At 60.4% G+C, this 14702-nt stretch carries 13 protein-coding genes; 3 read left to right on the forward strand and 10 right to left on the reverse strand.

Going from position 1 to position 14702, the window contains the following annotated elements:
- Positions 1-219: 219 nt before the first annotated feature.
- The 3 genes from IWY39_RS11655 to IWY39_RS11665 all read left to right on the forward strand — a co-directional run bounded on the left by IWY39_RS11655 (position 220) and on the right by IWY39_RS11665 (position 1803).
- The gene (locus tag IWY39_RS11655) at positions 220-648 is read left to right on the forward strand and encodes a DUF1810 domain-containing protein (protein WP_107126070.1); all 429 of its coding nucleotides are present in this window, start codon (positions 220-222) and stop codon (positions 646-648) included.
- 44 nt (positions 649-692) lie between these two features.
- Positions 693-1450, forward strand: a protein-coding gene (locus tag IWY39_RS11660; RefSeq protein WP_145169862.1) for an IS5 family transposase whose coding sequence is annotated in 2 segments (ribosomal slippage) — positions 693-1026 and positions 1026-1450 — 759 coding nt in all. Because the reading frame shifts where the segments join, the coding sequence is not laid out codon by codon here.
- A gap of 107 nt (positions 1451-1557) precedes the next feature.
- The gene (locus IWY39_RS11665) at positions 1558-1803 is read left to right on the forward strand and encodes a hypothetical protein (protein WP_107126072.1); all 246 of its coding nucleotides are present in this window, start codon (positions 1558-1560) and stop codon (positions 1801-1803) included.
- 60 nt (positions 1804-1863) lie between these two features.
- On the opposite strand, the gene IWY39_RS11670 is transcribed toward IWY39_RS11665, so the two are convergent.
- The 10 genes from IWY39_RS11670 to IWY39_RS11715 all read right to left on the reverse strand — a co-directional run bounded on the left by IWY39_RS11670 (position 1864) and on the right by IWY39_RS11715 (position 14646).
- Complete coding sequence (locus IWY39_RS11670; protein WP_331274485.1) at positions 1864-2481, reverse strand: DUF429 domain-containing protein; 618 nt, start codon at positions 2479-2481, stop codon at positions 1864-1866.
- A 674-nt stretch (positions 2482-3155) separates the two neighbouring features.
- Entirely contained in the window at positions 3156-5705 is a 2550-nt protein-coding gene (locus IWY39_RS11675; protein ID WP_107126074.1) for a PriCT-2 domain-containing protein, read from the reverse strand.
- 124 nt (positions 5706-5829) lie between these two features.
- A complete protein-coding gene (locus IWY39_RS11680) occupies positions 5830-6051 on the reverse strand; it encodes a helix-turn-helix transcriptional regulator (protein ID WP_107126075.1) in 222 nt (73 codons plus the stop codon).
- A 17-nt stretch (positions 6052-6068) separates the two neighbouring features.
- On the reverse strand, positions 6069-6923 hold the full coding sequence (locus tag IWY39_RS11685) for a hypothetical protein (RefSeq protein WP_107126076.1): 855 nt from the start codon (positions 6921-6923) through the stop codon (positions 6069-6071).
- 84 nt (positions 6924-7007) lie between these two features.
- Entirely contained in the window at positions 7008-7649 is a 642-nt protein-coding gene (locus IWY39_RS11690) for a hypothetical protein (RefSeq protein ID WP_107126077.1), read from the reverse strand.
- Between the two features lie 77 nt (positions 7650-7726).
- Positions 7727-8011 (reverse strand): hypothetical protein, encoded by a 285-nt coding sequence (locus IWY39_RS11695; RefSeq protein WP_107126078.1) that lies wholly within the window; start codon positions 8009-8011, stop codon positions 7727-7729.
- Positions 8012-8251: 240 nt separating this feature from the next.
- Positions 8252-9424, reverse strand: a complete 1173-nt coding sequence (locus tag IWY39_RS11700) for a tyrosine-type recombinase/integrase (protein WP_107126079.1) — start codon at positions 9422-9424, stop codon at positions 8252-8254.
- A gap of 626 nt (positions 9425-10050) precedes the next feature.
- Entirely contained in the window at positions 10051-11298 is a 1248-nt protein-coding gene (locus IWY39_RS11705) for an aromatic ring-hydroxylating oxygenase subunit alpha (protein WP_107126080.1), read from the reverse strand.
- A gap of 261 nt (positions 11299-11559) precedes the next feature.
- Positions 11560-11988, reverse strand: a complete 429-nt coding sequence (folB, locus tag IWY39_RS11710; RefSeq protein ID WP_107126081.1) for a dihydroneopterin aldolase — start codon at positions 11986-11988, stop codon at positions 11560-11562.
- 96 nt (positions 11989-12084) lie between these two features.
- Positions 12085-14646, reverse strand: coding sequence for a GcvT family protein (locus IWY39_RS11715; protein ID WP_107126092.1), 2562 nt, complete (start codon positions 14644-14646; stop codon positions 12085-12087).
- Positions 14647-14702 lie beyond the last annotated feature (56 nt).

Consider the following 14702-nt stretch of genomic DNA (forward strand, 5'->3'; position numbering starts at 1 on the left):
CAATGAACTGGACAAAGGGGGATGGCTTACGCGCCTCAAGGAATGAGCGGTTTCGGCATCGCCCGACACTCTCAACAGTGGCGGCGACCGGCTGAAATGTCCCAGACCAAGTCAGATCTGGATGTCGGCTTTGGGGCTCGAGAAAATTGCTCTCGAACGACGAGGATTGGCGCAACCCAGCCACACGGAACGTCTGCACCTATTCCGCGTCATAGCGGCATGACCATTGAAACTCATAACCTCCAGCGTTTCCTCGACGCCCAACAAGCAACCTATGCCGCTGCCCTGGCCGAGTTGCGTCGGGGTAGAAAGGCCAGCCATTGGATGTGGTTCGTATTCCCGCAGCTCGCGGGCCTGGGCCGCAGCCCGATGGCGCAGCGCTATGCGATCGCGTCTTTGGACGAAGCCCGTGCCTATCTGGAGCACCCCACGCTGGGCCAACGCTTGCAAGAGTCCGTGCGCGCGCTGCAGGACTTGCCACCCGGCAACAGCGCTGCTGGCGTGATGGGCGACGTAGACGCCATGAAGCTGCGGTCATCACTAACCCTGTTCGAGGCATCTGGAGGCGGCGTCCTGTTTAGCGCCGCGTTGGACCGATGGTTCGGCGGCTTGCGTGACGCCGCCACTCTTAGGCTCAGGACCCATTGATTGGCTGAGAGCGATGTGATTCAGTCTCCGCGAGGAGACTGAGCATGAGCGACCTGTATTGGCTGACGGACGAGCAGATGGCGCGCCTTTTGCCATATTTTCCCAAGAGCCACGGCAAGCCCCGGGTCGACGACAAACGGGTACTGAGCGGGATCATCTTCGTCAACCGGAACGGGCTGCGCTGGCGGGATGCGCCCAGGGAATATGGGCCACACAAGACATTGTATAACCGCTGGAAACGGTGGGGCGAAATGGGCGTGTTCACGCGGATGATGGAAGGCCTGTCCGCCCAGAGAGCCGAGCCGCAGACCGTCATGATCGACGCAACCTATCTCAAGGCCCACCGCACGGCTTCCAGCCTTGGGGTAAAAAAGGGGATCTCGGGCGTCTGATCGGACGGACCAAAGGCGGCATGAATACGAAATTGCACGCCGTCACCGATTCCAACGGCCGACCTTTGAGCTTCTTAATCACGGCCGGCCAAGTCAGCGATTACACCGGTGCAGCGGCCTTGCTCGACGATTTGCCCAAGGCCAAGTGGATGCTGGCCGACCGCGGCTATGACGCTGACTGGTTCAGGGATGCGCTGGAGCAAAAGGGCATCAAACCGTGCATTCCGGGCCGCAAATCTCGCTCTTTGCCCGTCAAATACGACAAGCGGCGGTACAAACGGCGGAACCGCATCGAGATCATGTTCGGCCGTCTGAAGGACTGGCGCCGCGTGGCAACGCGATATGACCGTTGCCCAACCGTCTACTTCTCCGCACTCGCACTGGCCGCCACCGTGCTCTTCTGGCTGTGATCAGTGAGTCCTGAGCCTAAGCTGCTGGCCCGCCAATAGCGCGGGCGCAGCTCCTAAGAGGCGCGCAATGTTGGTCAACGCCGCTGGCGAGCTGTAAAGTGTGCGACATGACAAACGACACAACCCGCACCCTCACCTTCGACGGCATAACCCTCCAGGCCGAGCGCGTCTGCGACGATCCGGACGGTTACGACCGCATCAACGCCTGGGACCCCGACACACAGCAGCGGCTGGTGGAGATCAGCTGGCACCGCGACACGCGGCAGCTGGGAGTGACCCTGCATGGCGACCGGCGATGGTCGTTCGAGGCGGTGGAGGCGATGCGGGCGTTAGGAACGTACGCCCTGGCCTGACGACCCCAAGGCGGCAGGGCGCGCTAAAAAATCTGTTGCGGTCACTGTGCGCAAGTAAACTCATCCGGCTGGCGTTGTGGGTATCCAAATCGCGGCCTTTTCGTCGCCAAATGGCCTCGCTTTACCACTGAGGATAGTGGTGCCAACCCATGCGCATACTATGGCGTCTAGAACGTCCTCGCAGGACTTTAATTGTGTGCCAGTGGAGTTTTCGTCGGCCCGCAACGTGGCGTCTATGGATCCGGCCAGCACGGTGTTTAGCGCGGCGGAAATGGCTGCCCACTGAGCCAATAGCTGAACTTTGCGCTCTGCAGGCGTCAGATTGCGCCAATAGCTTCTGACCTTCCCTGCCTTGTACGGCAGCCGCTCCGCCGCCCCCATCAGTTCGACCAAGGCGGGATGAGGATAGACCTCAACCAACCCCCTTAAGACCGGAGCCTGAACCTGGAGCACGTAGCCAGCCCGGCCAAAGTTTGCATATAGATCATCGCTTATCTTGCCAGGTCGGGCAGGGCTTGGGGTATGGGTACTGCACTTACGGGCGCCATAGGCCCGCGAAACCGCGTTGTCTGCTTCTCGTCGGCCGGTGATCGGCAGCATCGACAAAGGCATATCGATGGCCACCAGATCAATGGGCGTTCCAGCTATCCGCTCCGCTGCGTTTAATAGCAGGGGCACGTTAGGTGTTTGCCCTGTTGGCCGGTCGTCTGGAAGCTGGCCTGTCTCGGCCAAAGCGCAGAAGTGAAGGTACGAGGGTGCTGCCGCAACAAGTCTCCAACCGTTGCCCCGATCTACGGTAAGTGCGACGCCGCTGGGCTGTTGTCCAAGCGGCGTCGATGCCTAACACGGCGCGGGGTTTGGGAGATTGCATTGTCGTAATGTTGCGCGGGCCGATAGCATTGGCAACGGGGGATTAGTCCCGAAATAATTCGGCCTCGCCGATCGAAAATCTATTTCCGGTCAGCCGCGACGGGGTAAAACGAGGCCGGCTGTCCCCTGGCGGGTATGTGGCGGGTACTGCCCCACGGTCAATGCCCGCCCAAAACCCACGGATTTCCGCCGTCGGCGGGTATGGCGGGCACTGCGGGCACTTAGAGAGAGTTTTACGTAGGGGCTCGCGCGGGGCGGCGAGGGTTGGGCAACGGCGGCGGGCACGGCGTGCCCCGCCCCTATTCTCTTACTGAATATCGAAAAGGGTACCCGCAGTGCCCGCCATACCCGCCGCCCCAGCATTTGCGTGGGTTTCGACGGCGGGTACTCATCTTGAGGAGTACCCGCCAGTACCCGCCATTGCGGCGGGGGGGGGGGGGGGAGACACTGCGCCATATCTGCCAAGCTCGCCCCAACGCGGGTCAGAAGGGCAGAGGATCGTCGTCGTTGGTAGGCTGGATCTTGCCGGCTGGACTACCGCTATCAGCCCCACGTTCAAAGGCGTCGTTGGTAACGATGGTGAACGTCGTCACCTTGCGCTTGCCGTCGCGCCCTTCCGTCACCTCGAACCCAGACGCGCGTAAGCCCTCCGCCAACCTGCGGAACATCGGCGAGAACTGGTTGACCGCCGGCAGGCTGTTCGTGCGGTCGTATGGCGACAGCATGTCGCGCAAATCACGCGCGGTGCGCCCTTCGATCGCCGCCTCCGGGTTCTGAAAGTAAGCGCACAGGGCGTCGATCAGCGGGTGCCCGTCCACCGCCTTGCGCTGCATGCTCTCCTGCTCTTCGTTGAGCAGCGCGGCAAACTCGCCTGGCGCAAGGCCCATGGGTTCGCCCGCCGCTTCCACCCACGCGGCAAAGTCGGCCAAGCGCGGAAGCGCCAGCCCGCCGCTCTCGACATGCCCTGCGACGGCCGCCCGATTGCGCAGACCGGCAGACACGCAGTCCAGCAGGAAGCCGACCATCTGGCCAGCGTCAGCGTCGAACGCGCGCCAGACGGCCGCCTCGGTCAGCCGCTTCTCTAAAGGCGTGGCGGTGATCCGCAGCGATCGGCTCAACAGGTCACCCCGATTGCTGGGCGTGGCGATGCAGCTGACGATGCACGGCCGGCGAACGAAGAAGAGTTGTTCGGCGTCGTTGCTATGGAGGACGCGATGCGAAGATGCCGCGCCGCTACACAGGCGGCAGAGCTGGTCGGCTACTTCTGCGCTGAAGACCGAGATGTTGTCCAGATACAGCATGGAGCAGCGCGAAGCCTGGATGTGCAGGTTGCGCTCCTCCTCCGCCATGCTGAACCGGGCGGCCTGCCGATCGCCTACTGGCGGGTCCACTAGCGCCAGCGTCTTGTCGCCTAAGTTGCTCTTGGCCGAGCCTGCGACGCCCTCGATCAGAAGGATGGGATAAGCCCCCTCGTCATTGAACATGGAAAGCATGAACCCGATCACCCGTTTGAGATCGTCCGGACCGACGTTGAAGTGCTTGGCAAAGGTCTCCATGGAGCCGCCTTGTCGCGGCATGGGCAACGGGCCGCGACTGCCGGCGACAAAATGCACCGGCGGCTCCTTGTCCATGACCCGCCAGCCGGCCGCGTCGATCTCCACCACCACGCCCTTGTCGGGGTCGAAGTTGACGTAAACCCGGCCGTCATGGTGGGCCACGCGCAGATACACAGGGTGGCGCACATCAGCTTGGCGCGCGCGGGCGTGCAGGATGCCTACGGCGGCGCTAACCTGATCCTTGGGCGCGGTCTTGACGATCTGCTGCTCGTGATAGCGCAGAACGAGGATGCCGCGATAATCGTCACCGCCAAGGGCCAGCGTCACGTGCCGGGGCTTGCCCGCCTGTACCAGCTCGACCCTGACATATGCCTTGCCGTCCGGCGCCAGGAACACCTCGTCGCCGGCCGCTGCGGCCTGGTCGAGGATGATGGAGGCCGCGTCGGGCTTGGCCTTGCCCCCGCCGCCCTTGCCGCCGCCTTCCGCCCTCTCGGAGGCATCGACCCAGCCTGCGTCCTTGGCCTTGGCGAAGTAGGTGGCAATGGTGAGCTTCTGGTCTTTGGGCCGATCGGTCTTAAGGCTATCCCACTGCTTGCGGCAATCTTCTTCACCCTTGAACTTCTTGCCCACCGCCGAAAGCGCAACGAACAGGGCGAACCCGTCTTCGCCAAAGCTGTTCTTGAAAGCGGTGAGCAGCCCGAACCAGTCATGGCGATCGTCAATGTCGAAGGCGCCCTTTTCCATTATGTGCCGCACCATCGCCTCCGCGCGGACCAACTCGGCCTTAGCTGGCTTGGGCTGCGCCAGGGCGGCGACCTTCTCCGCAGTGGTCTTCCGTTCGGACGTAACGACACAATGCGCCTTCTCCGCCGCTTCCAGGGCGGCCAGGAACTGGTCGATGGGATAAGGTGCCAGCCCCTCTGTTACGGTGCAGGTGACCAAGGTCGGTGCGTCGGGGTTCTTCTGGTGAAGAAACCCGGGCAGCCGCATGATGCGCGGTAGGTCGTGGATGCTTTTGTCCGACTCAAAGAGGGCAATCAGCCGCTTCTGCACGGCCGTGAACTGTTCCAGCGTGATGCCGATCACCCGCCAATAATAGTGGCGCTTGCCGGGCGACGTTTCCACGATGACGTGCGGCGCGATGCCCAGCCGATCCACATTCTCAAGCGGGGTGCCGTCAAAGTCGGCAAAGAAGCAGGTGGCGGCCGTGATGTTGGCGGCGGTCACACCCTGCCCGTCCGATGCGTTTACCTGGACGAAGATGCCATAGCCCGCTTCGTTCCAGCAGCGCAGCTTCTGCATGGCTTGGTCGAACGGAGCGGTCTTCTGTTCCACACACATGCCCTTGCGGGCCTTGTCGTCCATGATGGCGCGAAAGGAGAGAGGGCCGTCACGGCCGATGGCGGATAGGAAGGATGTGGTGTGGGCGCTGACCTGGCGCGGCGTATCATTCATTTCAGGATTGGAAGTCGGCATCGGGCATAGCTCTGTCTACGCGCGAAGCGGGGTCGCGCTGCGGATCATGGGCTTCTGTTGTGCGAAGCTGGCTTGAGTCTTGGGAGAGGGGTGGCCGGGTCAACGCCCGGCCGGTCAGGGCCGATCAGAAATCGACCTTGTAGTTCCACGCCAGCGGGTCGGCGCACCACTCGGCGATTTCCGAAGCGCGCCAGGCCACCCGGCCGGTGGACACGCGAACGGCCTGCGGGAAGGTGCCGGCTTTGATGCCGCGATAGATGCTGCTGCGGGAGAGCGAGCTCTCCCGGACGACCTCATCAATGTCGATCAGGCCGTCGCGGGGCGAGGGGGAAGTGGTGGGCTGCATTACGTTGGGCCTCCATGCTATTGCTTGGTATACCTTCTGAATACAGCGCCCCCGCGCTTGAGCGCAGTGACAACATTATAGGTTGTTTTTGTTTGCACCTCCGGAAACTCTTCAGCGTCTAATCGGCGCACATCGAACCGTGTCGAGGGCTCACCATTCAAAGATTTTCGATATTTTGTCAGCAGATTTTTGATGCTCACAACGTCGAGCTTGGACTCCATTGCCCCGAAGACGGCGACCGCTGCTTTTGCCAAGATCGATCGTGGTTCCATCATTTCAGGCGGGGTACGCTTGCCCGGCACTTTGCCTGCGAAGCGGTGCGTATGAAATTGTATCGCACCCTGATGGCGGCCATCCATGACCCAGCAAACGGTTTGCGCGATAGCCCAGTCCGCATCGTCGGCATGATGCGGTCGGCCTCCCTTTTTCTCCTTGATTTCGCAAGCTGCCAGCGCTTCCAGCGAGACGCGATGTTTGTCGCACAGAATGGCGATGTCTTTCCCTAGGGCGCGGGCTGCATCGGCGATGTCCACGCGCTCGCGCCCGCCCGGAATAGTGATTCGCTCGCCGTGATCAGTATCAAAGAGGGCGATGATCAGCGGATCAACCTCACGATAGGTGGCTGGCGGTTCATTCCACCCGCATTGTGCAAATGATATGATCTTTTTAAGATAAGCCCCCCCTTCCAAGGCCACAGAACTGTTCGTGCGGCCGGGCACATCACCGATGACGTTGCCGACCAATTCAGCGGACACGCCATTTTCCAGCGCCCTTAGGGTCGCATTTACTTCATCCGACAGGTGGCAGGCTAGATCGAAATCATCCACCTTCAGCTTTTTAAGTTCTTGAAAAATCTTAAGATGATCGACCATCTGACATCCCTAGACGAAGAATTGGTGCGCCATCCTTTCGGATGACGCACCATTATACCGGACTCATGCTGCTCGAAGAACGCCCTACGCCGGTTCAGAACCTATCGCCGCTTGGCTTTTCCAAGGTGCGAGTACATCTTTGCCGACCATCCCCTCCATGAGCGGGAGTGCGGCGCGATATTCGTCCGCGCTGATCTTATGGGTACGCCCGACGGCATCCATGATGAACGCCATCGCCGATCCCGGCTTCGGAACGAGGCCGTCTGCGGTCTCCACAAAGGAGAAATCTGCAGGGACTTCGGTATAGTCGAGCCACAGGTTCAACGCGCCCGCCATCATCGTCGCGATCAGCTGATGGCGAGGATTGATGGGGGAACGGCGCGCGACGAAGTGATCGAATTCGCCCATGTGCTGATAGGGACCGAAATGGCCGAAGATATAGCGCGAAGGCTGAACGTCGACCGTGGCGGCGAACGCGGCCAGCGATAAGTCCGCTTCGGCAAGCTCTTCGGCCGCATTCAGGAAGGCACGAACAGCGCGCAGGCCGGCTTCCGCTTCCTTCACGATCGTTGCCACCTCTTCATCCTCAGGCAGTTTGATGCCGCAGAGATACTCGATGAGGACAGCAACATCGGTGACGGGAATACCACTGCTGTAAGCCAACGGCACAGCCTCGTTGAGGTCATCATTGACATAATCTGGAAGCATATGCAGTTCCAAATCCATAAAACTTCTCCGTGTTTTGGCAAAGCTTTCCCCTTCACGCCGAAGCGTGTTCGGAAAAGCTTTGCGTGTTGAGGGGGTTAGGCGGCGAAGACCATGCGAACGACGAACCGGCTTTCGCTGTCGTCTTCGCGCACTTCGTGATAGATCACGGCCTGGCCGTCATGGACGGCCATGGTTTCGGTGATCGGCATGACGATCTCCGGCGGGATCGGAAAATCCGACCCTTTCCAGAGGCCGTGCTCGCAGTCGAAGGCGGCTCGCCGTTTCCAGGGCGCCTTGTGACGCGAGGGGGTGACCTTGGCGCAGACGCGCTTGGTCGAAGCGACAACCCGCGACAGCGGGTTGGAGACGTACCTTATCATGGTGGTTCCTTTGTGCGATTGTTGCTGGTGCGATCTCGCCCGGGCGATTATCGTCGTTGACGCGACCGCATGCGGTCGCGTCCGTTCGGCATTGCGTAGACATCGACGCCGTGTGCACCCGTCGTCGAGCAAGCCGATCGACTGTGAGATTAATCCCACCGCCCCTCGGTCCGGCACTGCCTTCGCGTTGAAGAACACGGCCTATGTGCAGAGGATCGGCATAGCTTTCCAGTGCGTGCTTTATTGGGGATTTAAGCACGCAGATGAGCGGTCGTTCGACGCTTGATAAACGATGGCGTCGATATGCGCAGCCAGATGCGCGAGCGCCGCGCGCTTGGCCGGTTCGTGCGTGGCCCTGTCATAGGTCTCGTCCAGGGTATCGCCCGCGTGCCCGATGATCCGCCGAGCTGTTTCACGGTCGATCCCTATTTCAGAAAGCTTGGTGCGAGCCGTTCGCCGGAGGTCATGCAGGGTCCATCCCGACGTGCCGCTGGCCTCGTCCAGCGCGCGCTTGTTTTTCGCGAAGTTGCTTGCCGCCTTCTCGCCTCTCGTCGTGCTGAACATATAGCTGGTTGCGCCATGGTCAGGCAGGCTTGTCAAAATGGCTATAGCAGTCGGCGGCAGGGGCAGCGCGTTGGCGCGCCCACTCTTCGACCGTTCAGCCGGAAGGGTCCATATGTCACCCAACACTTCGGATCGCCGCATGTTGGCTATCTCGTTGCGGCGCGCGCCAGTCAGCATCAGCATTCGCACCATCACGCCGAACGGCTGAGCCACCTTGTCGCAGGCGTTCCACACCGCTGCGATCTCGGCGTCCGTCAGCACGCGGTCACGTTGGGTGGTCTTGGCAGGCGGCTTTATGCCCAGGCACGGGTTGGCAACAAGCATGTCGCGTCCCACAGCCCAGTTGAACATTGCGCGTAGCTTGCCCAGTAGGTTGACGGCCGCGTGCGGCGTGCCGCGCGCCACCAACTGGTCCAACACGGCCACCACGTCCTTCTTCGTGATGCTGGAAGCCCGGCGCTTACCGAAGTGCGCCAGTGCGTCTTGCTGAAGGATGGCCTTGGTGTTGGCCCAGGATCGAATGTTCCGCTTAAGGTATAGGTCCGCATAAGTGTGAACCATGTCGGAAAAGGTTAGCAAGGTTGCCTTGCCCGTCTTCTCCGTTTCCGCCACCTCGCGCATAAGGCGCATCGCCTGACGCCGGGCCTCGGCAAGCCCCAAGCGCGGATAGCGGCCCAACGTATGGCGCTGCATATGACCGTGGCGAAAGATCAGGGAGAAGGTCTTCACTCCTCTTGAAGTGACCCGCAGTTGCAGCCCGGGGCAGATTGCGTCGGAATAGTCGATGCGACCTCGAGCGGGCGCGGGTCGAGAGCTGATCCAGAGATCAGTGAATTTTTGGCGTGGCATGGTGGCTCCGTGGCTGGGTAGCCAGCGGGGTAGCAAACGACTGCGCTCCCCTGGCAATGCATGGGTTTTATAGCAACAGCGTGCCAAATGCCAGTGACGCTATTGACACAGTATGATTCGGTATGTCATACTGTGGCTAGCGTTGCCAAGGTTGGGGTCGAGGGTTCGAATCCCTTCGCCCGCTCCAGAAATCATCGAAAAATCAATGATTTCTGGGGCGACTGCGCTGAGTGTTCCTTTACTTCTACTTGTTAACCTGTCTGAATAGCCAGGCGCGGCATGTTGCCCGTCTGTTTTTCGGCGACGGGGATTGACGCAGCTCCGGCATCGGTATCTGGCGCGCAAAGACGCTTATCGGTCAATTTGACGCTCGGGCGCTTTCGAAGAGCGCAGGGCGATTATGGGTAAGAACGCGCGACAGCGTTTCTCGGCTGGCCGCGCATTCCCTATACCCGATGGGGCAAAACCCGCCGTCGCGGCACACCTGCCACAACGACGGGGGATGCTTCAGGGAGACCGCCGCTACGAGCGTTACGGGAACCTTCCCACCGCAAAGGCTTCATGGCGAAACCGACGCCATGCGCAGTTCTTCCCTCGGCGGGCTGAAAGCGTCCGGTCCGCGCCGGTTATGCGACTTGCTTGAGGTGGTTCGGCGCAGAACCCTTCAGGCGCGGTTCGATGAAGCTGGCATACCAGTCGACAAACTGTACCACGCCGCCTTCATGCAGGGCCGAATAGGGGCCAGGCTCATAGGCGGGCGAACGGATACCGAAGGCATTTTCCTCTACGATGCGGCGGTCCTGATCGTTGGTTTGCTTCCAGACGTGGGTCAGTTCGTCCAGATCATAGTCCACGCCTTCCACCGCGTCCTTGTGCACCAGCCATTTGGTCGTGACCGCGGTTTCATTGGGCCCGATCGGAATGACGCGGAACGTGACCGCATGGTCGATCAACACATGATTCCAGGTCGACGGATAGTTGAACAGCATCAGCGCGCCGATTTTTTCTGCCGTCACGGCATCGGACAGGGGGCGCCGTACCGCCCGCTTGCCCGACATGGTGTAGCTTTCCGCATCGCGCAGCAGCGGAGCGCGGATCGCGCGAAACTGGCCACTGTCATGGATCTGGAACTGCGCGGGCAGGCCTGCGGCTTCGCACCGCGCCCAATGCCCCGCCATTTCAGGATCTTCGCCCCCCCCGCTGACGCCAGTCACATTGGGCGATTCCGAATAGGTCTTGCACAATTCTGGATGGCTGCCAGCGCAATGATAGCATTCGCGATTATTTTCCCAGACCAGCTTCCAATTGCCTTTCTCGATGATCGTCGATTCATGGGCAACCTTTGCTTCCGACAAATTGTGCGGGGTGAAATAGGGTGACATGAGATCGCGGAAGGGCTTGAAGTCGGCCGGCTCTGCCGCCAGGCAGATAAAGATATAACCGGCGACGCTTTCGCAGGCGACGGGCTTCAACGCATGGTCTGAAGGGTCGAAATCATCGCCCATCTGGCGGGCGAAGGCCAGTTTGCCGTCCAGATTGTAGGTCCACTGATGATAGGGGCAAACCAGCTTTGGCGCCGTGCCCTTGGGCTGGTTACAGACCCGGCTGCCGCGATGGCGGCAACTGTTATGGAACGCGCGAATCCCGCCATCCTTGTCGCGCAGGACGACGATCGGAAAGGCGCCGACCTGGAGTGTGAAATAGCTGCCCGTTTTGGGGAGTTCACAATCATGCCCCGCAAACAACCAGTCGCGATACCAGATGAGTTCCATGTCCAGGTCGAAAAACTGCTGATCGACATAGAAGGGCTGGGGAAGCGAGTATTGGGGCTTGCGGCCCTGGATAAGGCTGAGCATCTCGTCACGCGCGGTCATATCGCTTCCTTCCCCACTATTTCAGATCCTGCCGATTGGTGATGACATTTTCTCACACAGTACGGCAATGTTGCTTACATTCTCTGGGTTGATGGTGCTCAACCCCGATCGGAACGGCCGTTTATCCCGGCCTGTACTGATCCCCCTGACAGATTCAGGCTATCGCGCCACATCGTCCATTCCATAGGACGGATGCGACATTTTTCTACCGATCCGCGACATGGCCAGCGGCCGGTATCGAAGCGCAAATAGCCCATCCTGTCATGCGAACGGCCAACGCACTTCGACCTCCACATAATCGAGGACGCCACGGATGGGCGCATTGGGTTTCCTGATCGTCACCTGCGCCGCCTCGACCTGCGTGAAGCGGTGGCACAGCGCCTTGGCCATGTCGAGCGCCAGCGCCTCGATCAGGAAGCGGCGCTGGCCTGAGATGATCTGTTCGATAGCGGCGAACACGGCCCCATAATCTATCGTACCTCGAATGTCGTCATTTTCCAGACTCTGGAGCGCATTGACGTGCAACTCCACATCGACATGGAATCTTTGTCCCAGCGCCTTTTCCTCGTCGAACACGCCATGATTGGCGTAAAAGGCGCAGTTCTTCAGACGTATGACGTACAGGGTTTCAGATGCTCGAAGCCGGGGCGGATCATTCGCCTTCAGACATTGGGTCAATTCTAGCATCATGTCGTCCTTCGAAACCCTGCGCCGATGGCGCGGAGAAATGGCTGGCGCGGCCTTTGACACCGTCGTGCCGCGCCATGCAGTGTCGAACCGACCGCGTCAGCTTTTCGGCTTCTTATTCTCCGGATCGTAGAGCGGCTTGTACCCGATGGAAGCGACCTCCACCGGATAGATTTCGCCGAAATATTCGACCTGAAGCTGGCGACCTTCCTGACAGTAAGACCATGGCAGATAGGCCAATGCGATATTCTTGCCGATCGTCGGTCCGTAGGCGATCGAGGTCGTGTAGGAACGGCGGCCCAGTTCGTCGATCAGGGTCTCGCCCGTTTGCGGATCAAGTACCGGCAATATCCCGACCGGATAGCGTGCCACGCCCTTGTCATCGATATTGTCGGTCATGATGAGCGTGCAAAGCTTGGCAGGCTGATGTGCGCGTGCGCGATGTTCCAGATGCTTCGCTTTGCCCCGGAAGTCGGCTTCCTTGCACTTGGGGCGATTCAGGTCTGCCTCCAGCAGATTGTAATGGGTCAGCAGGTCCGCATTCTGGAGGCGCAGGCTCTTTTCCAGGCGGCGCGAATTGGCATAGGTTTCGACACCCACGGCAATGACTCCGGTCGACCGCAGTGCATCCCACACCGCCAGGCCATCCTCATAGGCCATGTGCAGTTCCCAGCCTTGTTCCCCGACATAGGAAATGCGGAAGGCGGCGACATCCTTGCCCGCGATGCTGATCGGCTTGATGGAGGCGAACGGGAAATTTTCCGGCAACAGGCCATCGGGATCAGCGACCACCTTCTGCAGATTTTCGCGGGCATTGGGGCCCCAGATGCCGATGGTGATATATTTTTCTGTCACATCGGTGATCGTGACGTCAAAACCCTTATCCTGCGCGACACGGCGCATATAATTGATGTCGCGCGGCCCTGCGTCCGCGCCGTTGATCAGGCGGCCGCGGTCCGCCATCCGGATCACGGTAAAGTCGGCGCGCACATTGCCTTCGTCGTCCAGGAAGTGGGTGTAGATGCCCTTGCCAATATTATTGTCGCCGCCGACCTTCGCCGCGCAAAGCCATTCCAGCAGCGCGACATGGTCTGGCCCTTCAATGTCGGTGATATGGAAGTGCGACAGGTTGATGATGCCGCAATTTTCGCTGAGTTCCAGATGCTCGGCATTGGAAACCCGCCAGAAATGGCGATTGTCCCATTCATTTTCTCGTTCGGGAATGCGATCGCCATATTTGTCGAGCAGATGTTCGTTGGCGGCATAGCCGTGCGCGCGTTCCCAGCCGCCCAGTTCCATGAAATAGCCGCCCAGTTCCTTCTCGCGTTCGTAGAAGGGCGAACGGCGGATGTTGCGGCCACCTTCGAACGGCTCGCGCGGGTGGACGGGCGGGTTGTAGATCTTGGCCGCCGTTTCCAGGCAGCGCGCCCGGATGAAGGATTCTTCCAGTTGATAGGGGTTGAAGCGGGAGTAATCGATGCTGGCATGGTCGATGGCGGTGCGACCGTCGGTGATCCAGTCGGCCACCAGCTTGCCCATGCCCGGACCATCCTTGACCCAGATACCGACCGCATACCAAAGGCCGCGGATTTTCTGGCTTTCGCCGATCGATGGGCCGCCGTCCGTGGTGGTCTGGAGCAGGCCGTTGAAGCTGTGGCTCTCATTATAGCCCAACTCGGCAAGGATAGGCGTCAGTTCGATCGCCCGTTCCAGCGGTTCAAGCACTTCCTCCATCTCCAGATCGCGCTGTGAAGGCGACAGGCGGGCGAACTCCTTTTCGAGCAGGTCGCGCGGATGGACGAGGCGCGGCGCCTTCTCCTCATAATAGCCCCATTCGATCTGGCCGCCCTCGGCCGTCCTGGGATCGCCGGTGTCGCGCATATAGGCTGAATTGCCCTGATCGCGCAGCAGGGGCCAGCCGATGTCCTTGCCGGTGCCTTCGAATTCCTTGTACGGGCCGAAAAAAGTCAAAGGATGGTCGACCGGATAGACCGGCAGATCCTCGCCCGCCATTTCCGCGACCAGGCGACCCCAAAGGCCGGTGCAGACGACGACATGATCGGCGCGGATTTCGCCTCGCGTGGTCTTGACGCCCCTGATGCGTCCATCCTCGACGATCAGCGAGAGAGCCGATGTATTGGCAAAGATGTTGAGCTTGCCTGCGTCCACCGCCTGATCGACCAGCTTGCCCGCGACCGTCTGCGAACGGGGGATGACGAGGCCCGCATCAGGGTCCCACAGGCCGCCCTGGATCAGATCCTCCTCGATAAGGGGGAATTTTTCCTTGATCTCGGCTGGGCTGATCAGCCGCGCGCGGGTGCCAAAGGCCTTGCCTGAAGCCACCTTGCGCTTGATTTCGTCCATGCGCTGCTGGTCGCCGACGCGCGCGACCTCGATCCCGCCGATGCGGGCGTAATGACCCATTTTTTCAAAGAAATCGACCGAATAGAGGGTGGTCCAGGTCGTCAGATAATCATGGCTGGTGGCGTAGCAGAAGTCCGAAGCGTGCGCCGTCGAACCGATGTCGGTGGGGATGCCGGACTTGTCGATGCCGACAATGTCATCCCAGCCGCGTTCGACCAGATGATGGGCCACCGATGCGCCCACGATACCGCCGATACCGACGATGAGGATACGGGCCTTCTCAGGAAATGCAGACATTTTCATTCCTCTTCGTCAGGGATGGGGGGCAATGATGGATGGACGCGAATAATCGG

Source organism: Sphingobium sp. JAI105 (assembly GCF_015752145.1).
Classification (GTDB): Bacteria; Pseudomonadota; Alphaproteobacteria; order Sphingomonadales; family Sphingomonadaceae; genus Sphingobium; species Sphingobium xenophagum.

What these genes read in the sequence shown, in the direction of transcription:
- IWY39_RS11690 (WP_107126077.1), bottom strand. Translation starts at nt 7,649, where the DNA reads ATGGATTTGGAACTGCATATGCTTCCAGATTATGTCAATGATGACCTC.
- IWY39_RS11700 (WP_107126079.1), bottom strand. Translation starts at nt 9,424, where the DNA reads ATGCCACGCCAAAAATTCACTGATCTCTGGATCAGCTCTCGACCCGCG.
- IWY39_RS11665 (WP_107126072.1), top strand. Translation starts at nt 1,558, where the DNA reads ATGACAAACGACACAACCCGCACCCTCACCTTCGACGGCATAACCCTC.
- IWY39_RS11715 (WP_107126092.1), bottom strand. Translation starts at nt 14,646, where the DNA reads ATGTCTGCATTTCCTGAGAAGGCCCGTATCCTCATCGTCGGTATCGGC.
- IWY39_RS11685 (WP_107126076.1), bottom strand. Translation starts at nt 6,923, where the DNA reads ATGGTCGATCATCTTAAGATTTTTCAAGAACTTAAAAAGCTGAAGGTG.
- IWY39_RS11675 (WP_107126074.1), bottom strand. Translation starts at nt 5,705, where the DNA reads ATGCCGACTTCCAATCCTGAAATGAATGATACGCCGCGCCAGGTCAGC.
- IWY39_RS11680 (WP_107126075.1), bottom strand. Translation starts at nt 6,051, where the DNA reads ATGCAGCCCACCACTTCCCCCTCGCCCCGCGACGGCCTGATCGACATT.
- IWY39_RS11705 (WP_107126080.1), bottom strand. Translation starts at nt 11,298, where the DNA reads ATGACCGCGCGTGACGAGATGCTCAGCCTTATCCAGGGCCGCAAGCCC.
- IWY39_RS11695 (WP_107126078.1), bottom strand. Translation starts at nt 8,011, where the DNA reads ATGATAAGGTACGTCTCCAACCCGCTGTCGCGGGTTGTCGCTTCGACC.
- IWY39_RS11655 (WP_107126070.1), top strand. Translation starts at nt 220, where the DNA reads ATGACCATTGAAACTCATAACCTCCAGCGTTTCCTCGACGCCCAACAA.
- folB (WP_107126081.1), bottom strand. Translation starts at nt 11,988, where the DNA reads ATGATGCTAGAATTGACCCAATGTCTGAAGGCGAATGATCCGCCCCGG.